The sequence below is a fragment of the Halomonas urmiana genome (assembly GCF_005780185.1).
Taxonomy (GTDB): domain Bacteria; phylum Pseudomonadota; class Gammaproteobacteria; order Pseudomonadales; family Halomonadaceae; genus Halomonas; species Halomonas urmiana.
Genome location: NZ_VBUI01000009.1, coordinates 38157 through 58531 on the forward strand (window position 1 = coordinate 38157; position 20375 = coordinate 58531).

Consider the following 20375-nt stretch of genomic DNA (forward strand, 5'->3'; position numbering starts at 1 on the left):
TAGCCTACTATCATAGCCGTCAATGGCCGGGATGCCTAGCCGGCTTGACCAAGGACGCCGTGGTGATCGGGGAGAGGCGCCCTTGGCCTGGCCTCAGCCTAGCACGAGCCAGACGGCGGTCCCCGGCAGCAACGATAAGCGGTTGCCCTGCGCCTGGGGCGTGGTCATGCCCGGCAGTTCGAGGCTCTGCCAGCCCTCGATGCCGGCATCGAGGGTAGCAAGATCAATGTCGATCGCGTCGTTGCCCCGGCCGAGATGGGCCAGGCACAACAGGCGCTGGTCGCCCAGGGTGCGGATCACGCCGAAGACATCCACGGGCAGGCGGCTCGGCTCGAGCAGCTGCTGGTCGCCCTGGCGCAGCACTTCGCTCGCGCCGCGCAGCTGCAGCAGCCGGCGGACCCGGGCCAGCAGGCTGTCGTCATCGGCGTCCTGGTGGGCCACCGCCAGCGGTCGATGGCGGGCGTCGACGGGCAACCAGGGCGCTACGGCCTCGGGACAGAAGCCGCCGTTGGTGCCCTCATCCCAGGCCATCGGCGTGCGGCAACCGTCGCGGCCCTTGACCTCGGGCCAGAGGTTGATACCGAAGGGGTCCTGGAGATCCTCGTAGGCCAGTTCGGCCTCGGGCAGGCCGAGTTCCTCGCCCTGATAGAGGCACAGGCTGCCGCGCAGTGAGCAGAGCACGGTCAGGGCCAGCAGGGCGTGGTCCTCACCCCAGCTGGTGGCGCTGCGCACCACGTCGTGATTGGAGAGCGCCCAGCAGGGCCAGGTGTCGTCGCCCTGCTCGGCGAAGCGGGCCTGGACGTCGTGCAGTGCCCGAGCGTCGCCGGTGCTGTCCAGCAGGTCGAAGGTATAGGCCATGTGCAGGCGCTTGTCGCCGGCGGTGTAGGCGGCCATGGTCGGCAGTGGATCGTTGCCGGCGATCTCGCCCACGGTAGTCGACCCCGGGTACTCGTCGAGCAGCGCACGGATGCGCTCGAGATAGGCCAGGTTCTCGGGCTGCTCGATGTTGTGGCGCTGGAACTGGTAGCTCTGGGGGTTGCCGAGCTGGACTCGCTCGCGGGGCATCGGCGGGTTATCGGTGAGGGCGGGGTCGTGGAAGTAGTAGTTGACCACGTCGAAGCGGAAGCCATCGACGCCGAGCTCCAGCCAGAAGCGCAGGTTGTCGAGCTGCGCCTGCTGGACGTCGGGGTGGTGGAAGTTCAGATCCGGTTGGCTTTCCAGGAAGTTGTGCAGGTAGTACTGCCGGCGCCGGGCATCGAAGGTCCAGGCGCGACCGCTGAAGGCCGCCATCCAGTTGTTGGGCGGGGTGCCGTCCGGCTGGGGATCGCCCCAGACGTACCAGTCGGCCTTGGCATTGGTGCGGTCCTGGCGGCTCTCCTGGAACCAGACATGCTGGTCGGAGCTGTGCGACAGCACCTGATCGATGATTACCCGCAGGCCCAGTGCGTGGGCGCGGTCGACCAGCGCGCGAAAGTCGTTGAGGCTGCCGAACATGGGGTCGACGTCCCGGTAGTCGGCGACGTCATAGCCGAAGTCGTCCATCGGCGAGGTGAAGAAGGGCGACAGCCAGATGGCATCGACATTGAGGCTCGCCACATGATCGAGTTTTTCGGTGATACCCGCCAGATCCCCAATCCCATCCTGGTTAGCGTCCATAAAGCTGCGCGGGTAGATCTGGTAGATGGTGGCGCCGCGCCACCAGTCATGCTGGGCGTCTTGTCGGCGTTGGGAAAGTGTCATCCTGGACTTCCTGTTGTTGGGTCGTCGGTAGGGCCCGGCCGGAGGCGATCCGACCGGGCAGCAGGCATGGGCTTACCAGCCGCGACGGCCGAGACGCTCGAGTTCTCGGCCCAGTTGCTCGACGGCGCTGGCCCCGTCGAGCTCGCCGGAGAGCACCTGGTGAGTCCGGTTGAAGAAGGCATTGGAGACCCGCGCGTAGGCATCGCCGGTCACGGTGGCCGGGCGCGGCACGCCATGGGTCAGGGTCTCGTAGAGCTCGCTCATGGAGGGGTTGCTGGCTAGTACCTCCTCGTCTTGGTAGAGCGCCTCGATGGTGGGGTTCATGCCTATCTGGATGGCATGGGCCTTCTGTTGCTCCCGTGAGGTGATGAAGGCGACCAGATCGGCGGCCAGTTCGGGATGCTCGGAATGGCGCGAGACGGCAAAGTTCCAGCCCCCCAGCGTGGCCTTGGCCTTGCCTTCGGGGCCGTGAGGCAGTGGCGCCATGCCGATCTTGCCGGCCACCTCGCTGGCGTTGCCGTTGGCCAGGGACCAGACATAAGGCCAGTTGCGCAGGAAGAGGGCATTGCCGGACTGGAAGATCCCGCGGGTCTCCTCCTCGGTGTGGTTGAGGGCGCCCTCTGGAGAGATGTCGCCGACCCAGCTGGCGGCCAGGTCGAGGGCGGCGGCGGCGCGGGGATTGTCGATGGTCACCTCACCCTGCTCGTCGACGAGGGTGCCGCCGCCGTGGCTGGCCACCCACTCCAGGGCGTTGCAGGTCAGGCCCTCGTAGGCGCGGCCCTGGAAGCTGTAGCCCCAGAAGTCGTCGTTGCCGGCCCTTCGTTCCGCAGCCTGAATCTCCCGCGCGGTCTCGGTCAGCTGCTGCCAGGTCTCGGGCACCTCATGGCCGTATTGCTCCAGCAGATCCTGGCGGTAGTAGAGCAGGCCAGCGTCGGTATACCAGGGCATGGCGACCAGGCGGCCATCGACGGTGTTGTTGTCGATCAGTGCCGGGAAGAACTCCGCCGTGGTCTCTTTGGATATGTAATCGGAGAGATCCGCCAGATGGTCCCCCAGCATGCCGGGCCAGACGATGTCCACCATCAGGACGTCGACATCTGCGGATTCACTGCCCAGCAGCTGTTGATACAGCGACAGCTTCTCCGTCGTGCCGTTGGGGGTGGAGATGACCTGCACACTATGACCGGTCTGCTCGGCCCAGCGCTGGGCCGCGGTGGGGCAATAGTCGGCGGCATCGCCCGAGCCACAGGCGATGGCGATCTCGGCGGCCATCGCGCTGGGGACGGCCAGGGCCGAGCCACTCAGCAGCAGGGAGCCGATCAGGATGCGATGGCGGGTCTTGGCGTTATTCGGGCACCGGGCCGTATCGAGAGACATGTCGGTCGCGAGGGTCATGGGGTGCACTCCTGATGTGGTTGCTGTTGTTGTGATGGGCGTGAGTCCCGTTGCCAGAGCGCGTCCCTCTTGGGCATGCACTCCGTTGTTCTGTCGTGTGCAGTGTTGTGTTGTGTCCGGTTGGCTTCGAAGCCGCTCGGGCTTAGCGCGATGCTCCCGTCCTTGCTGCCGGGGCGTCCTCGAGTCGGACGATGGCGATGCCGTGGGGTGGCAACGCCAGTCCGCCGTGAGTTGCGCTGGCATTGACCATCGCCGGCGCATCCTCGATGAGGTGGATATTCTTCGTCACCGTCAGTTCGCGAGGCTCGGCTGAGAAGTTGAGGGCCACCAGAAGGCGCTCATGTGCGTGGTGGCGCTCGAAGGCCATGACCTCATCGTGCAGTGGGTGATGGCGGATCTCGCCCTCGATCAGGGCCGGGTGTCGCCGTCGGAAGGCCAGGAAATCACGCGTCGCCTTGAGCAGCGAGTCCGGATGTTGCTCTTGTCGATCCACGGCCAGCGCCAGGTGCTCCTTGGGGACGGGTAGCCAAGGCGTCGCGCTAGAGAAGCCGCCATGAGGTGCCTCGGCTCGCCAGGGCATGGGGGTACGACAGCCATCGCGGCCCTTGTAGCTCGGCCAGAAGGTGATGCCGGCGGGGTCGACCAGTTGCTCGAAGGCGAGCGGGGCCTCGCTCAAGCCCAGTTCCTCGCCCTGATAAAGACAGATGCTGCCGCGTTGGGTGAGCAGGAAGGCCAGGTAGAGGCGCTGCTTGGCCGCATCGCCCTCGGCGCCCCAGCGAGTGGCCAGGCGGGTGACGTCATGATTGCCCAGCGCCCAGCAGGGCCAGCCGTCGCCGATGCGTGCCTCCATCTCGGTCACGGTGGCCAACAGATATTCGGGATCGGCGTTCTCGGTCAGCAGATCGAAGGAGTAGGCCATGTGCAGCCGTTTGCCACCCCGGGTGTACTCGGCCATCACCCCTAGCGAGTCGTCATCGCCGACCTCGCCGATGCTAGTGGTACCGGGGTACTCGTCGAGCAGGGCGCGCAGCCGCTCGAGGAAGGCGAGGTTTTCCGGCTGGGTCTTGTCATGAAGGTGGCGCTGATAGCCGTAGGGATTGTCGGGGCGCACACCGATGAAGCCCTCGGCGATGTCCGCCCGAGGCGGGTTGTCGTTGAGCTCTCCATGCGTGCAGAAGTTGATCGCATCCAGGCGAAATCCGTCCACGCCGCGCTCGAGCCAGAAACGCACCTCGCCGAGGATGGCCTCGACCACTTCCGGGTTGCGGAAGTTCAGATCCGGCTGTTCGGCCAGGAAATTGTGCAGGTAGTACTGGCAGCGTCGGGTATCCCACTGCCAGGCGGGCCCGCCGAAGATCGCCTGCCAGTTGGTGGGCGGCGCCCCGTCGGGCCGGGGATCGGCCCAGACGTACCAGTCGGCACGCGGATTGTCGTGGCTCGCTCGGCTCTCGGCGAACCAAGGATGCTGGTCGGAAGTGTGGGAGAGCACCTGATCGATGGTGACTCGGAGGCCGCGGGCATGCGCAGCCTCCACCAGACGATCGAAGTCCTCCAGGGTGCCGAACATCGGGTCGACGTCGCGGTAGTCGCTGATGTCATAGCCGAAGTCCTTCATCGGCGAGGTGAAGAAGGGCGATAACCAGATGGCATCGACATTCAGCGAAGCGATGTAGTCGAGCCGCTCGATCACACCCTTGAGATCACCGATGCCATCGCCGCGGGAGTCCTGAAAGCTGCGGGGATAGACCTGGTAGATCACCGCCCCGCGCCACCAGTCGTGCCGATTGCCATCTTGCGGCTGCGACTCTTGTGGACGATAAAGGTGCATAGGAGCCTCCTGGACGGGAGCCGGGGCTCCCGTCGCGGGGATAAAACGGGACAGGGAGGAGCCGATTCAGGCGGCCGCGGCAGCCTTGGCAAGGGGCAGCGCCCGGTCGTCGGCATCGAAGAGATGGACGTGCTCGGTCTCGGGCACCAGGGCGACCCGCTGACCGATCTGCCACTGGCTCGGCGCCTCGCTGCGATGGATCAGCAGGGTATCGCCGGCCTGGGGCTCGAGGTAGACGTAGACCTCGTTGCCCAGGTACTCGACGTTGACGATCTCGAAGCTGTTGTCGCCGCGGGCCTCGGCCAGGCGCAGGTGCTCGGGGCGCACGCCCAGGGTCAGGTCGGTTCCATGGCGTTGGCCGCTGGCGTCCTGGGGCAGGGCCAGTTCGCCGAGCCCCGGCGCCTTGACCTTGCATCCATCGCCATCACTGCCGAGCAGTTCCGCCGGCATGAAGTTCATGGTCGGCGAGCCGATGAAACCGGCCACGAACTTGGTGGCGGGCTGCTGGTAGAGGGTCTGGGGACTACCGACCTGCTCGATGCGGCCGTCGCGCAGCACCACGATCTTGTCGGCGAGCGTCATCGCCTCCACTTGGTCGTGGGTGACGTAGATCATGGTGGAACCCAGGCGGTGGTGTAGGCGGGCGATCTCGTTGCGCATCTGCACACGCAGTGAGGCGTCAAGATTGGACAGCGGCTCGTCGAACAGCAGGATACGCGGCTCCCGTGCCATGGCGCGGCCCATTGCCACGCGCTGACGCTGGCCGCCGGAGAGCTCCTTGGGCTTGCGGTGCAGCAGTTCCTCGAGCTGCAGGATACGGGCCGTGGCCATCACCCGGTCATCGACGGTCTCCTTGGCCATCTTGGCCAACTTGAGGCCGAAGGCCATGTTCTCGTAAACCGTCATGTGCGGGTAGAGGGCGTACGACTGGAACACCATGCCGACACCGCGCTCGCGGGGCGGCAGATCATTGACCACGTCGTCACCGATTTTCAGCTCGCCGCCGGAGATCGACTCCAGTCCGGCGATCAGGCGCAGTAGGGTCGACTTGCCACAGCCCGAAGGGCCGACGAAGACCACGAATTCGCCGTTACCGACCTCGAGGTCGAGGTCCTTGATGATGTGGGTGCTGCCGAAGACCTTGTTGATCTTGGAGAGGTTCACGCTTGCCATCTTGCGACTCCCTGCCGGCGCCTTATGGCGTCGGCATGTGATATGGGGTTAATCGAGCGAGATAAAGGCGGCCTGATAGGCCGGCAGCACCAGCTGCGATGCCTCGAGGCTCGCCTTGAAGCCGGGGCCGTCGAGCAGCCGGGTGTGCTCGCCGAGGGACACCGGCAGTGTGGTCTCCTGAGACTCGCCGGTCAGGTTGAAGACGCACAGCAGCCGCTCGCCGCCCTGGTCGGCGTCGGCCTCGCGGATGAAGCCGAGCAGGTCCTCGCCGACCTCGACCAGGCGGATCTCGCCCTCGACCAGGGCCGGATGCCGGCGTCTGAAGGCCAGCATGGCGCGGGTAGCATTGAGCACCGACTCGGGGGCATCCTGCTGGTTGGCGACGGCCAGCGGGAGATGCCGCTCGTCGACCGGCAGCCAGGGCTCGACGGAGGAGAAACCGCCTCGGGCATCCTGGATCCAGGGCATCGGCGTGCGGCAGCCGTCGCGGCCCTTGAACTCCGGCCACAGCACCTTGCCGTAGGGGTCTTGGATGCGCTCGTAGGGCACCTCGGCCTCGGGCAGGCCGAGTTCCTCGCCCTGGTAGAGGCAGACGCTGCCGCGCAGCGACAGTGCCATGGCCAGCGCCACCTTGGGATAGGCGACGGGATCCTCGCCCTGGCCCCAGCGGGTCGCGCTGCGCACCACGTCGTGATTGGACAGCGCCCAGCAGGGCCAGGCATCGCCGGCCAGGCGCTGGAAGCGTTCGATCACTTCGCGGATATAGCCGGCGGAGTGCGGGGCGTTGAGCAGGTCGAAGCCATAGGCCATGTGCAGCTTGTCGCCGCCGGCGGTGTACTCGGCCATGCGCTCGAGCGGGTTATCGTCGCCGATCTCGCCCACCGTGGTGGTGCCGGGGAACTCGTCCATCAGCGCACGCAGTTCCTTGAGGAAGTCGAGGTTCTCCGGACGGCTCAGGTCATAGACGTGGCGCTGCCAGGTGTAGGGGTTGGTGTCCGGTGCGCCCAGGGTCTTGGCCTCGCCCGCCGGTACCGGCGGGTTGTCGCGCAGTGCCGGGTCGTGGAAGTAGAAGTTGACGGTGTCGAGGCGGAAGCCATCGACGCCGAGTTCGAGCCAGAAGCGCATGTTGTCGAGCTGGGCCTGACGCGCCTCGGGGTGATGGAAGTTCACGTCCGGCTGGCTTTTCAGGAAGTTGTGCAGGTAGTACTGCTGGCGGCGCGAGTCGAAGGTCCAGGCCGAGCCGCCGAAGATCGACAACCAGTTGTTGGGCGGCGTGCCGTCGGGCTTGGGGTCCGCCCACACGAACCAGTCGGCCTTGGGGTTGGTGCGGTCCTGGCGGCTCTCCTGAAACCAGGGATGCTGGTCGGAGGTATGACTGATCACTTGGTCGATCATCACCTTCAGGCTCAGCCTGTGGGCTTCCGCCAGCAGCGCCTTGAAGTCTTCCAGGGTGCCGAACATCGGGTCGACGTCGCGGTAATCGCTGACGTCGTAGCCAAAGTCGAGCATCGGCGAGGTGAAGAAGGGCGACAGCCAGATGCCATCGACATTGAGGCTTGCCACGTAGCCCAGCTTGTCGGTGATGCCCGGCAGGTCGCCGATGCCGTCGCCGTTGGCGTCCAGGAAGCTGCGCGGATAGATCTGGTAGATGACGCCACCGCGCCACCAGAAGGTTGAGTCTTGCATCTTGGATTCCATCGATGACATGAGTGTTATCCCTTGACGGCGCCGGCGGTCAGCCCGGAGACGATGCGACGCTGGAAGATCATCACCAGGATGACCAGCGGCACGGTGACGGTGACCGAGGCGGCCATGATCGGCCCCCAGGGCAGCTCGTGCTGGCTACCGCCGGAGATCAGGGCAATCGCCACCGGCACGGTGCGCTGATCGTCGGTGAGGGTGAAGGTCAGAGCGAAGAGAAATTCGTTCCAGGCAGCGATGAAAGCCAGCAGGCCCGTGGTGGCCATGGCCGGCCACATCAGCGGCAGAAACACCTTGGTGATCGTCACCCAGGGGGTGGCACCGTCCATGATTGCCGCCTCCTCCAGTTCCATGGGCAGCTGCTTCATGAAGGTGGTCAGCACCCAGACGGTGAAGGGCAGGGTGAAGATGGTGTAGCTCAGGATCAGGCCGGCCGGGTTGTTGTAGAGACCAAGCCCACGGATCACCTCGAAGAGGCCCGAGAGCACTGCCACCTGAGGGAACATCGACACGCCGAGGATCACCAGTAGCACCGTGGTACGCCCGCGGAAGCGGACCCGGCCCAGCGCGTAGGAGGCGGTGATGCCGAGCAGCAGGGCAATGAAGACCACGGATAGCGAGACGATGATGGAATTGAAGATGGCGCGCACGAAGCTCTTCTGGGTGAAGATCTGCACGTAGTTGCCGAAATCTACCGTCGATAGCCAGAAATCGACGCGGAACAGGTCGCTGGAGGGTTTCAGCGAGGTGATCACCGCGTAGTAGAAGGGAAAGATGGCATAGACCATCACCACGGCGATCAGGGCATAGAACCCGACCCGCTTGGCGAGCTTGGTCAGCTGGTACTGGTTCATTGGTCCACTCCCAGTTGGCGGCGGCCGAGATACAGGTAGATCACGACGGCCAGGGCGATGATCAGGAACAGCATCGTCGAGGCGGCGCTGCCATAGCCGACGTCCTGGAATTCGACCAGTTGCTGGCGGGCGTAGATCGACATGGTCATGGTGCTGGTGGAGTTGGAGGTCAGCACATAGATCACGTCGAATACTCGCAGGGCGTCGAGTAGGCGGAAGATCACGGCCACCATCAGCGCCGGAGTTATCAGCGGCAGGGTGACCCGGAAGAACACCTTGACCGGGTTGATGCCGTCGACCTCGGCGGCCTCGTAGCAGTCCTTGGGTAGCATCTGCAGGGCGGCCAGCACCAGCAACGCGACGAAGGGAATGGTCTTCCAGACATCGACCATGATCACCGCCCACATGGAGTAGCTGGCGCTGGCGGTCCAGGCGATGGGCGAGTCGATGATGCCGATCGCCATCAGCAGATGGTTGATGATCCCGAACTGGTCATTGAGCATCCAGGCCCACATCTTGGCCGAGACGATGGTGGGAATGGCCCAGGGGATCAGTACCGCGGCACGCACCAGCATGCGTCCCTTGAACTCGACGTTGAGCAGCAGCGCGACGATGACGCCGAACACCACTTCAAGTGACACCGAGACGGCGCTGAAATAGAGCGTGTTCCACACCGACGTCCACCACACCGGGTCGGTCAGCAGGCCGTACCAGGCCCCATCCTCGTAGACCAGGTAGTTCTCGATGCCGATGAAGGCGGCCCCGGCGGTATCTGACAGCGAGGCATCGGTGAAGCTGAAGTAGAAGGTGCGCAGGAGTGGCCAGCCGGCGACCAGCGCCAGGGCCACCAGCATGGGGAGGAGAAACAGCCAGGCGGCGCGGACTCGCTGGCGGCGTACCTTGGTACCACGATACCCCCCCTTGGGGGGGCGCACGGTAGATTGTACCGCCTGTGGCGTGGGATCAGTTGCGGGAGTCGACATGGAGACCTCCTGGGTTACCAGCGGCGGCGCTTGATGCGCGAGAGTTCGCTATCCACCTGGGAAACCGCTTCAGCCCCGCTCTGGTCGCCGGAGAGCACCTGGTGCACGGCGTTGAAGAAGCTGTTGCTGACGCGGCCATAGTTGTCGCCGGTGGGAGCAGAGGGACGTGCCACGGCGTTGGTGAAGGTGGCGTAGAGGGTGCCGAAGAAGGGCACGGCCTCGAGCACCTCCTCGTCCTCGTAGAGGCTGGCCAGAGTGGGGTTGTAGGCGCCTTCGATGGCACGGCGCTTCTGCTCGGCTTCACCGGTCAGGAAGGCCACCAGATCGGCGGCAAGTTCCGGGTTCTCGGTATAGCGGGACACGGCCAGGTTCCATCCACCCAGGGTGGCGGCGCTTTCCTGGCCTTCGGCGCTGGGCAGCTTGACCACGCCGACCTTGTCGCGCACGTTGCTCTCCTCGCTCTGGGCCAGTGCCCAGGCATAGGGCCAGTTGCGCATGAACACCGCATTGCCGCTCTGGAAGATGCCGCGGGCTTCCTCCTCGGTGTAGTTCAAGGCGCCTTTCGGGGAGATGTTGCCGATCCAGCTGGCGGCGAGGTCCAGCGCTTCGGCGGCACGTTCGTTGTCGATGGTGATCTCGCCGTCGGCATCGACGATGGTGCCGCCACCGTAGCTGGCGATCCACTCCAGGGCGTTGCAGGTCAGGCCCTCATAGGCACGGCCCTGAAAGACGTAGCCCCACATCCTGTCGTTGCCGGCCTCGCGCTCGGCGGCCTGGATCTCGGTGGCGATCTCGGTCATCTGCTCCCAGGTCTCGGGTGGCTCGACGCCGTGTTCCTCGAGCAGGTCCTTGCGGTAGTAGAGCACGCCGGCATCAGTGAACCAGGGCATGGCCACCAGGCGATCGTCGACGGTGTTGTTGGCGACGATAGTCTTGAAATGATCGGCGGCGACGTCTTCCCCGAGGGTTTCCCGCAGGTCGAGCAGGTGGTTGGCGAGCAGGCCCGGCCACACCACGTCGATCTGCATCACGTCGATGTCGCTGGACTGGGCGGAGAGGATCTGCTGGTAGAGCGACAGGCGCTCGGTGGAGGAGTTGGGCGTCGAGACGATATCGACCTCGTGGCCGGTCTTCTCTTCCCACTGGTTGACGCCCTGCTCGCACTGGGCGAGCTCGGCGCCCACCGCGCCGCAGGAGATAGTCAGTTCCGCGGCCTGGGCCTGGCTGCCGCTCGCGGCAGCGCCGGCCAGGGCGATGGCCGAGATCAGAGTCTTCTTGAGCATGCTGGCTTCCTCGTCGCTTGTTGTTGTCGCTGTGATGCATCGAAGGGGCGGTCCCGTCGTCACTCGGGGGCATCGGGAGCGGTTCGCCTCTTGGGCTTAAACGATTAAGATCGTGAGGGGAAAGGTAGACCTCGCCCCTGCCCGACATCAACCTAGACGTTAGTCGCAGGCGGTCACGTTCTGGCGACGCAAGCTCCGGCCGTCATGCCACCTCATGGCCCCGAGTGGCTTCCAGCAGCGCGTACCACTCGCGTCGAGAGAGGTTCAGCCCGGCCTCGCCCCTGAGAGTCTCGATGCGTGCAGGCGTCAGGGTGCCGATCACCGGGACCGGCGCGCCCGGCAGGTGGCGTAGCCAGGCCAGGGCCACCCCGGCCGGGCTGGCCCCATGGCGGGCGGCGACGGCCTCCAGGGCCTGTCCGGTCTGCCCCTCGAACAGCGCGCCAGCCCCCAGCGGCGACCAGGCCATGGGGGCCAGGCCGTCCTGGCGCAGTGCATCGAAGTGGCCATCGAACAGCGGACCGGAGTGGTTCAGCGAGAGTTGCAGTTGGTGGTGCCTCAGCGGCCGGGAGAGCGCCGACTGGAGGCGACGCCACTGGTCGGGCAGGAAGTTGGAGACCCCCAGGGCCGCCACCTTGCCGTCGCGCACGGCGTCGTCCAGCACTCGGGCGGTGGCCTCGGCCTCCATCAGCGGGTCGGGGCGGTGGATCAGGAAGACGTCGAGACGCTCGACGCCCAGCCGTGACAGGGCGCGGTCGATGGCGCCGGCGAGCCAGTCCGGGGAGCTGTCGTAGTGCTTGGTATCGCCCCGGTCCATCCGGATGCCGGCCTTGGTGATCACCCGGACCCGCCGGGCCAGGCCGGGGCGGCAGCGTAGCGCCTCACCGAACAGCCGCTCGTTCTCGCCCTGGCCACCGTAGATGTCGGCGTGGTCGAACCAGTCGAGTCCCTGATCCAGGCGCGCCTCGATCCAGTCGGCCAGGCGCTCGGGAGCGTGAAGATCGGGTGTCTCGTGCAGGCGCATCATGCCCAGCATCAGGGGGAGGGAAGGGTGTATGGGCGTCATCGTGTGTCCTCGTCATGGTGTCGATGGGCAGGGTATGTCATGGCGAGGAACATTTTGAAGTTATATTACATTAGTTGCGCCGAGTTCCCGCTCAATTCTTAGACATTGGTTGTAATATTACAAAAAAACTTTTTGTGGTCGATGTCTGAATCGATTAAGTTCGCGGTGAACCTTCGGGCCGGTCCGCTTCCGGCACCTCCGGGCATCCTGCCTTCGTGATGCCCTCGTCTCGACAACAACAAAGGACGAGAACGACAATGCATACTGTCACGCTCAAGAAGCCCCTCGCCATCGCCATCGCCGCCGCCGGCTTCACCCTGGCCGGCACTGCCAACGCCCAGTCCAGTGACCTCGAGCAACGCCTGGCCGAGCTAGAAGCCCGCATTGCCGCCGCCGAACAGCGCGCCGATGCGGCCGAACAGCGCGCCGAACTCGCCGAACAGCAGGCCGAGGAGGGGCTCTCGCAGGAGGAGGTCGAGGAACGCCTGGCCAAGGTCGAGCGCCAGGCCAGCGGGGAGGAAGGCTTTTCCTTCAACGTCTACGCCCGCTCTGGCCTGCTGATCGACGAGGACGGCAAGAGCGCCGAGGGCGGCCCCTACCTGACGCCGGCTGGCTCTCAGGGCGGGGCCGTGGGACGCCTGGGCAACGAGCCGGACACTTACGCCGAGGCGATCTTCAACTACCGGATGCGCTTCGACAACGGCGCCAAGGCGCGCTACACCACCATGATCGCCGACGGTACCACCACCAGCAACGACTGGACCGCCGATGAATCCAACCTCAACGTGCGCCAGGTCTACGCCGAGTTCAGCGACCTGCCGAGCTTCACCGGCGCCTTCGAGAACACCGCCATCTGGGCCGGCAAGCGCTTCGACCGCGACAACTTCGATATCCACTGGCTCGACAGCGACATCGTCTTCCTGGCCGGTACCGGCGCGGGGATCTACGACATGCAGCTGGCCGACAGTTGGAAATCCAACCTCTCGCTCTACGGCCGCAGCTTCGCCAACTACCCCGTAGACCGCGAGGATCCCGGTCTTACCGGCGATACGGACAACCTGATCCTGACCTCCAATAACTATTTCGGCAACTGGCAGTGGATGCTTAGCGGCATGTCCGCCGCCGACAACGATGATCGATTCAACGATCTGCGTACTGAATCCAGGTCTGTTAGGACGCTTGTTGAAGATGAAGACACCGGTGAAATGGTAGAGGTCGAGGTTCCTCTTTCTGATGAAGTTGTCAGTGAAGGCGAAAAAGCTGCCGATACTGGTTTCCACACCATGGTGGCCTACCACGGCGATAGCTTCTTCGGCCTGGGCGAGGGCAACTTCAAGGCCGCCGTGCTGCACGGCCAGGGTCTGGGGGCCGAGGTGAAAGGGCTCGGTTCCGATGGCAATCTGACCGATGATGCCACCTCGACCCGCGTCGGCCTCTACGGCACCACCTATGTGGCCCCCAAGTGGCGCGTGGCCCCGGCGCTTCTCGCCGAGACCAGCGAGGACCGCTATGTCGACGGCGACCAGTACGACTGGGCGACCCTCAACGTGCGCCTGGCCAACGAGCTGACCCAGAACTTCGAGATGCAGTACGAGGCCAGTTACCAGTGGATGGACCTCGACCCCCAGGGCTTCGACGGTCGCACCGCCGTCGAGGGGGACTACACCAAGTTCACCATCGCCCCGACCTTCAAGCCCCAGGTGGGTGGCTTCTGGCAGCGTCCGGAGATCCGCCTGTTCGCCTCTTGGAGCGACTGGGACGAGGAGCTTAACGACTACAGCGCCGACGATGCCTTCGGCAGCGACGAGTTCACCGGTAGCCAGTGGACCTTCGGCGTGCAGACCGAAGTCTGGTTCTGATGGCCAGGCCCGGCGCCTGCCGGACCTGGCTTGCCTGCTGTTCCGATCCTTGCCCGCGGCCATGATGGCCGCGGGCTTTTTCTCGCCCGTCCCATGCCGCCCCTGGGCAGGGCCATGGGCCTCTCCAGACGGGCCGAAAATGACAACGGCGACGCCAGGGGCGTCGCCGTTGCGGAGGGAGCCGACGCGATCAGGCCGGCGAGGCGCTGGCGGGAGGCTCGCCCATGGCGCCCGGCATGGCCTGCACGCCGCCGTCGGCACCGGACAGGGCCAGGAAGTGCAGGTGACGCTCATACTCGGAGAGCACGTCGCCGATGACCTGGCCACGGGTGTAGCCGTTGAGGTCCTGGCCCGTGCCGCCCTCGACCAGGTGGACGTCGAGTCGCACGTAGTAGTCGTCGTCCACCGGCAGGAAGCTCGGCGTGGGTAGGCGGTTGGCACCCACCTGGTAGACGAAGCTCTGCGCTTCGTCGAAGTCCACCTGAAAGGTCAGGCGCGGCAGGGGGTCGTCCTCCAGGCGCTCCTCGTTCACCGAGGCCTGCAGCCCCCGTTCCTTCAGCTCGGCGGCGAACTGGGTCAGGGCCGGACGAATGGCGTGCTCGATGGTCGCGGCCGCGCCGGCCCGGTTCGAGGTGTCCAGGGCGCGGTCGAGCCGTTCGCGCCAGTCGCCGCCCGGGGCGGTGCCGCTGACCTGGCGGCGGGCATCGGCCTTGCTGCTCTCGAGTTTCAGCGCCCGGGTCATGCCCGCCATGATGGCGAAGATCACCAGCGAGAAGGGCAGGGCGGTGATCACCACGGCGCTCTGCAAGGCATTCAACCCACCGGCCATCAGCAGGGCGATGGTGACCAGGCCGATCACCATCGACCAGAAGATCCGCAGCCGGATCGGGGCATCATGGTTCACGTCGGAGAGGATCGAGGTGAAGTTGGCCAGCACCAGGGCCCCGGAATCCGCCGAGGTGATGAAGAAGACGATGCCGAGCACGGTCACCACCGAGGCCGTGACCCCGATGTAGGGATACTGTTCGAGGAAGGTGTAGATGGTGGTCTGGGGCGAGTTCAGGGCCTGCTCTCCCAACTCGACCAGCCCCTGGTTGGCCACCAGGTCGATGCCGCTGTTACCGAAGATCGACATCCAGGCCATCATGAAGCCCAGCGGGATCAGCAAGGCGCCGATGACGAATTCGCGGATGGTTCGGCCGCGGGAGATGCGGGCCAGGAACAGGCCCACGAACGGGGTCCAGGCGATCCACCACCCCCAGAAGAAGATGGTCCACCAGCCCATCCACTGCTGGGTATCGTCGCCGGCGAAGGCGTAGGTGTTGAAGCTCTTGGCGAGGAAGCCGCCGAGGTAGTCGCCGGCATTTAGCACCAGGGCGTCGAGCAGGCGCAGGGTCTCTCCCTGGAAGAGCACGAACAGCAGCAGGCCGGCGGCCAGCAGCATGTTGAACTCGGAGAGGCGGCGGATGCCCTTCTCGACCCCGGTCACCACCGAGAGGGTGGCCAGGATCACCACCAGCACGATCAGCACGACCTGGGTGGTCAGGCTCTCGGGCACGTCGAACATGAAGGTCAGCCCGTAGTTGAGCTGCATCACGCCGATTCCGAGGCTGGTGGCGATGCCGAATACCGTGGAGATCACCGCGGTGATGTCGACGGCGTTGCCGATCGGGCCGTGGATGCGCTGGCCGAGCAGCGGATAGAGGGCGCTGCGGATGGCCAGCGGCAGGCGGTGGCGGTAGCTGAAATAGGCCAGTGCCATGCCCATCAGCACGTACATGCCCCAGCCGGTCAGGCCCCAGTGGAAGAAGGTCTGGGGCACGGCATTGCGCAGCGCGGCGGCACTCTCGGGCGCCATGTCGGGCGGCATCAGGTAGTGCGACAGCGGCTCGGCCACGCAGAAGAACAGCAGGTCGATGCCGATGCCCGCGGCGAACAGCATCGAGGCCCAGGAGACCAGCGAGAACTCCGGCCGGGAGTGGTCGGGTCCCAGGCGGATGGAGCCGGCCCGGGAGAAGCCGATCACCACCACGAAGATCAGGTAGATCACCGCCGCCAGCATGTAGTACCAGCCGAAGGTCTCGTTGACCCAGGCCAGGCCCGCGTCGAAGAAGGCGCCGGCCTGCTCGGTGAACAGCATGGTGAGCACCAGGAACACCAGGATGCCGGCGATGCTGCCGTGGAAGACGACGGAATTGAGTCGGTCTCGTCGTTCGGGAAGGGAGGATGCATGCGACATGCGGGGCTCCTCTGTCGGGGGATTCTTTTATTGAATGAACGTTCAAATAAAATACAGCCCCCGCCAGGGAACTTCAAGACATGACCTTCAGGGCATGAACCTCACGGAGCGAAGTCGAGGCTCGAACGTCCAGGCTCGAACGAAAACGCCCGGCACGAGGCCGGGCGAAACGGGGGAGGGGGGGTATAGGAGGAGCAGGCGTCAGTCGGCGGCACCCTTGTCCTTGTCTCCATCGCCGCTCTTGTTCTGGCGGCCATGGCGGGAGAGCACCGACCGCATCTCCTCGATCTGCTCGTCGCTGAGGATCTCGCCGAGCGCCTTCTGATGCCCCTCGCGAAGCTCGCGCATCGCCTCGTGACGAGCCTGTGCTGAATCGAACTCGCGTGAGCGCAGGGCCTGCATGTCGGCGTAGATCGCTTCGCGAGCCTCGCGCAGCGCCTCGCGCTCGGCGTCCGAGAGCTCCCAGGTATCGACCAGCTCGGCCAGGCGCTGCTGCATGGCCTCGCGGTGCTCGGCGCGCCGCTCTTCGCGGTGCTCTTCACGGAGTTCCCGGCGCGCCGTGGCCAGGGCCTCGCGCTGCTCGTCGCCGAGGATCTCGTCCATGCGCTGGCGGTGTGACTCACGCAGGTCGCGGACCGCCTCGCGGTGCTCGCGGCGGGCCTCTTCCAGCGCCTCGCGAGTCTCTGCGTCGATGCCGGCCCGCTCGAAGAGGGCCTGGCGGCGTTGCTCGTGCTGCTGGCGATGTTCCTCGCTACCGCCGTGCTGCCAGCCCTCCTGGGGGGCGGCGCTGGCGGAAAGCGCCAGAGGCGCGATGGCGGCGGCGAGCAGGGCGGGAGCCAGCAGGGTGCGGGTGAGAGAGCGTGTCATGGCGGTTCTCCTTGGATTGACGCTGCCAGTCTCGTCGCTCAGCGTGCAGCCGGCATGCAGCGACGGTGCAAAAGCCGTGGATGAGCCGGCCTTTTCATTCTAGCGCCTCTGCGCAAGGGTTCCTCCCGCGCCTACTCCTCAGGCTGATACTTGTAGCCTACGCCGTAGACCGAGCGGATCACCTCGCGTTCCGGCCAGGTCTCGGCGATCTTGCGGCGCAGCTTCTTGATGTGGCTGTCCACGGTGCGCTCGGAGACGATGCGATGGTCGCGGTACATGTGATCCATCAGCTGCTCGCGGGCGAAGATGCGCCCTGGCGACTGCATCATCACCTTCAGCAGCTGGAACTCCACCGCGGTCAGCCCCAGGTCCCGGCCGTCGGCCAGCGCCCGCCAGCCCTCCTCGTCGAGGACCAGGTCGCTGCCGCCGTCGGGGGCGGGATCATGGACCGCTCGGCTGCGACGCAGCACGGCCTTGGTCCGCGCCACCACCTCCCGGGGGCTGAACGGCTTGCAGATGTAGTCGTCGGCACCCAGCTCCAGGCCGAGCAGACGATCGACCTCCTCGACCCGCGCGGTGAGCATGACGATGGCGATGTCCGGCCAGCGCTGGCGCACCTCCCGGCACAGCGTCAGGCCGTCGGTGCCCGGCAGCATCAGGTCGAGCAGGATCAGCTCGGGGCGTGTCGCGCGGGCCTCGAGCCAGGGCAGTACGGCATCGCCGTGAGCCAGGTGGTGGCTGGTGAAGCCGCTGCCCTGCAGGTAGTCGGCGACCAAGCGAGCGATCTTGGGTTCGTCCTCGACGATCAGGATCTGGGCCGTTTCGGCGTCGTGGGTACTCATGCGGCGTCCTCCCTGGACGAATGGTCCTGGATGGCGGTGAAGGTCAGGGTCCAGCATAGCCCGCCGAGCGCGGAGGGCGAGGCCACCATCTGGGCGCCGTGGGCGCGTACCAGGGCGGTGGCGATCGAAAGCCCTAGGCCGCTGCCGCCGCTGGCGCGATTGCGCGATCCTTCGACCCGGTAGAGTCGCTCGGTGAGCCGCGGCAGGTCGGCCTCGGGCACCCCGGGGGCGCTATCCTCCCAGGTCACCCGCACCTCGCCGTCGCGGCAGGCCAGGCGCACGCGCAGTCGCCCCGGCGAGCGGGTGTAGGCGCAGGTGTTGTCGATCAGGTTGTTCCACAGTTGGCGCAGGCGCTGGACGTCGCCGCGGATCCAGGCCGGCCCGTCAACCTCGCGCTCCAGGCGGATCCCGCTGTCGTGAAGCCAACCGGCGGCCTCGTCGAGTCGCGAGGCGAGGCTCTCGGCCAGGTCCAGCGGGGCCAGCTGGACCTCCAGGGCGCCGGCATCGCTCTGCGAGAGCAGGCGCAGGTCGGCGACCAGGCGCTCCAGCTGGCCGACCTCCTGGGCCAGCGAGTGCAGGTTGTCCGCGTCGAGGGCGCGGATGCCGTCCTGCATCGCCTCGATCTCGCCGCGCAGCACGGCGAGCGGCGTGCGCAGCTCGTGGGCGATGTCCGAGACCCAGCGGCTACGCGCCTCGCGGCTGGCCTCCAGGGTGGCGGCCAGCACGTTGAAGTCGTGGGCCAGGCTCGCGAGCTCATCGCGGCCGTGTTCGGCCAGGCGGGTGCTGTAGTCCCCCTCGGTGAGGCGCCGGGTGGCCTGGGCCATGCCGCGGGTGCGCCGCCCCAGCCACCAGGAGAGGCCGCCGGCCAGCAGCAGCGAGGCCAGGCCCAGGGCGGCGACGATGATCCCGAGGTTGCGCTGCTGGCGGGAGAGGAAGATGCGATCCATGCGCGCCATCAGCTGCTGGGGCGGCCGGTAGCCGAGCATGCCGACCTCCTCGCCGTCGCTCTCGATAGGGAGCCAGCGCAGCTCCGCCGCCTCCCGGTCGCCGTCCGGGGGCAGGCCGATCACCGGCAGGCCGCCAGCGTCGTGGAGCACGAAGTCCTTGGGATCGCCCAGACGCCGCTCGATGCCCTCCGGCGGTGGCGTGTCACCGGGCCACAGCTGGCGGCGCACCAGGCGATGCCAAGCGCGCGGCGACTGCCGTAGCCACTGCCAGTCGCCGCGGCCCGCCCACTCCTCGGCGAGCCCTTCGGCCAGGGTCTCGGCGCGGCGGGTCTGGGTCTTGTCGAGGTACTCGATGAAGCCCTGATCGAGGCTGCGCGAGACGGCCAGGAACACCAGCCCGGAGATGGCCACGTTGACCACCAGGATGATCGCGAACAGCTTGATGCCGAGACGCGAGACGGCCGGGCGGGGGAGGCGAGGCGCGCGCATAGGCAGGCTCCGAAATCGAGGGGCGGCGAGAGGCTCGGTCATTCTCGCCGCGCGGCGTGCAGCCTTCGTTCAGGCTCAGTGCAGGCAATGTGCAAGTCGTCGACAGCCTCGCGCACCCGGCGGGGACCGGCAAGGCCATCTGCGCCTTACAGCGTGAGCAGGAAGAGGATCAGCGGGGGCGAGAGCAGCGAGAGGATGAAGCCCGAGACCACGGCCACCGGCACGCAGGCGACGCCGCCATGCTGCTGGATTACCGGCAGCGTGAAGTCCATGGAGGTGGCGCCGCCGTAGCCGATGGCTAGCGCCGCGTGGCGACGGATCACCAGCGGAATCAGCACGAAGGCGAGCAGCTCCCGGGCCAGATCATTGAAGAAGGCCACGCCGCCCAGCAGGGGGCCGAGCTGGTCGCCGATCAGGATGCCGGAGAGCGAGTACCAGCCGAAGCCGGCCGCCATGGCCAGCCCCTGGTTCCAGGCGAGGTCCAGCAGCGGCGCGGCAAGCAGGCCGCCGATCAGCGAGCTGGCCGCCAGGGTCAGGGCGATGGCCAGCCCGAAGCGGTTGAGCACGATCTGGCGCAGCGGCATGCCGGAGTTGCGCAGCTGACAGCCGATCAGCGCCAGCAGCGCATAGAGCACCCACTCTGCCAGGTGCTCGGCGAGCGCGAACAGGCCGCTGCCGGTCAGCCACTCCAGCAGCAGGCCGATCACCACGCCGGCCACCACCACGGCCACCAGCGACAGCGAGCCGAGCATGGCGGCGAGCTTGCTGGTGGGCGCCCCGGCCACCACCGCCGAGGTGCCGGCGGTGAGGCCCAGCCGGCGCGACAGCCACCACAGCGCCGCCAGGTTGCAGGTCGAGATCACCGCGAACAGCAGCAGCGCCTGGCTGCCCAGGCGCGAGAGCTGGCCGCCCAGGTCGTCCAGGCCGGCAAGGCTCACGCCCATCAGCAGCAGGATCACGTAGATCGCGGCGTTGACGCCGTGGTTGATGGGGGCCATCCACCGGGGATTGCGGACCCGGACCAGGTAGCCCAGAACCAGGGGCAACAGCACGATCAGCAGACCGCTCAGCATCGAGATTCCCTTCCCGTTAAGGGTCGCCGGGGGCGACCG

15 protein-coding genes are annotated in these 20375 nt (G+C 66.4%); 1 reads left to right on the forward strand and 14 read right to left on the reverse strand.

Annotation, left to right across the window (positions count from 1 at the left end; translation table 11 throughout):
* Window positions 1–93: 93 nt before the first annotated feature.
* From FEI13_RS07190 to FEI13_RS07230, 9 genes are all read right to left on the reverse strand, one after another.
* The gene (locus FEI13_RS07190; RefSeq protein WP_138180838.1) at window positions 94–1740 is read right to left on the reverse strand and encodes an alpha-amylase family glycosyl hydrolase; all 1647 of its coding nucleotides are present in this window, start codon (window positions 1738–1740) and stop codon (window positions 94–96) included.
* A gap of 72 nt (window positions 1741–1812) precedes the next feature.
* Entirely contained in the window at window positions 1813–3117 is a 1305-nt protein-coding gene (locus FEI13_RS07195) for an ABC transporter substrate-binding protein (protein ID WP_193555724.1), read from the reverse strand.
* A 160-nt stretch (window positions 3118–3277) separates the two neighbouring features.
* Window positions 3278–4963 carry an alpha-glucosidase gene (locus FEI13_RS07200; RefSeq protein WP_138180840.1) on the reverse strand — a complete coding sequence of 562 codons (1686 nt, stop codon included), beginning with the start codon at window positions 4961–4963 and terminating at the stop codon, window positions 3278–3280.
* Between the two features lie 66 nt (window positions 4964–5029).
* Window positions 5030–6136 (reverse strand): ABC transporter ATP-binding protein, encoded by a 1107-nt coding sequence (locus tag FEI13_RS07205; RefSeq protein ID WP_138180842.1) that lies wholly within the window; start codon window positions 6134–6136, stop codon window positions 5030–5032.
* Window positions 6137–6184: 48 nt separating this feature from the next.
* Window positions 6185–7822, reverse strand: coding sequence for an alpha-glucosidase (locus FEI13_RS07210; RefSeq protein WP_138180844.1), 1638 nt, complete (start codon window positions 7820–7822; stop codon window positions 6185–6187).
* 26 nt (window positions 7823–7848) lie between these two features.
* Window positions 7849–8691 carry a carbohydrate ABC transporter permease gene (locus FEI13_RS07215; protein ID WP_138180847.1) on the reverse strand — a complete coding sequence of 281 codons (843 nt, stop codon included), beginning with the start codon at window positions 8689–8691 and terminating at the stop codon, window positions 7849–7851.
* Complete coding sequence (locus FEI13_RS07220) at window positions 8688–9674, reverse strand: carbohydrate ABC transporter permease (RefSeq protein ID WP_138180849.1); 987 nt, start codon at window positions 9672–9674, stop codon at window positions 8688–8690. The genes FEI13_RS07215 and FEI13_RS07220 overlap by 4 nt, the downstream gene beginning before the upstream one ends.
* Before the next feature lie 14 nt (window positions 9675–9688).
* Complete coding sequence (locus FEI13_RS07225) at window positions 9689–10957, reverse strand: ABC transporter substrate-binding protein (RefSeq protein ID WP_138180851.1); 1269 nt, start codon at window positions 10955–10957, stop codon at window positions 9689–9691.
* A 202-nt stretch (window positions 10958–11159) separates the two neighbouring features.
* Window positions 11160–12020, reverse strand: a complete 861-nt coding sequence (locus tag FEI13_RS07230; protein WP_138180853.1) for an aldo/keto reductase — start codon at window positions 12018–12020, stop codon at window positions 11160–11162.
* 257 nt (window positions 12021–12277) lie between these two features.
* Here FEI13_RS07230 and FEI13_RS07235 point away from each other — a divergent pair, with 257 nt between their 5' ends.
* Complete coding sequence (locus tag FEI13_RS07235) at window positions 12278–13879, forward strand: carbohydrate porin (RefSeq protein ID WP_138180855.1); 1602 nt, start codon at window positions 12278–12280, stop codon at window positions 13877–13879.
* 190 nt (window positions 13880–14069) lie between these two features.
* Here FEI13_RS07235 and betT read toward each other — a convergent pair whose 3' ends face one another.
* The 5 genes from betT to FEI13_RS07260 form a co-directional block, all read right to left on the reverse strand.
* Entirely contained in the window at window positions 14070–16118 is a 2049-nt protein-coding gene (gene betT / locus FEI13_RS07240) for a choline BCCT transporter BetT (protein WP_138180857.1), read from the reverse strand.
* A 201-nt stretch (window positions 16119–16319) separates the two neighbouring features.
* Complete coding sequence (locus tag FEI13_RS07245; protein WP_138180859.1) at window positions 16320–16985, reverse strand: hypothetical protein; 666 nt, start codon at window positions 16983–16985, stop codon at window positions 16320–16322.
* A gap of 131 nt (window positions 16986–17116) precedes the next feature.
* Window positions 17117–17827 carry a response regulator gene (locus FEI13_RS07250; protein ID WP_138180861.1) on the reverse strand — a complete coding sequence of 237 codons (711 nt, stop codon included), beginning with the start codon at window positions 17825–17827 and terminating at the stop codon, window positions 17117–17119.
* Window positions 17824–19263, reverse strand: a complete 1440-nt coding sequence (locus tag FEI13_RS07255; RefSeq protein ID WP_138180863.1) for an ATP-binding protein — start codon at window positions 19261–19263, stop codon at window positions 17824–17826. The genes FEI13_RS07250 and FEI13_RS07255 overlap by 4 nt, the downstream gene beginning before the upstream one ends.
* 146 nt (window positions 19264–19409) lie before the next feature.
* On the reverse strand, window positions 19410–20336 hold the full coding sequence (locus FEI13_RS07260; RefSeq protein WP_138180865.1) for a LysO family transporter: 927 nt from the start codon (window positions 20334–20336) through the stop codon (window positions 19410–19412).
* Window positions 20337–20375 lie beyond the last annotated feature (39 nt).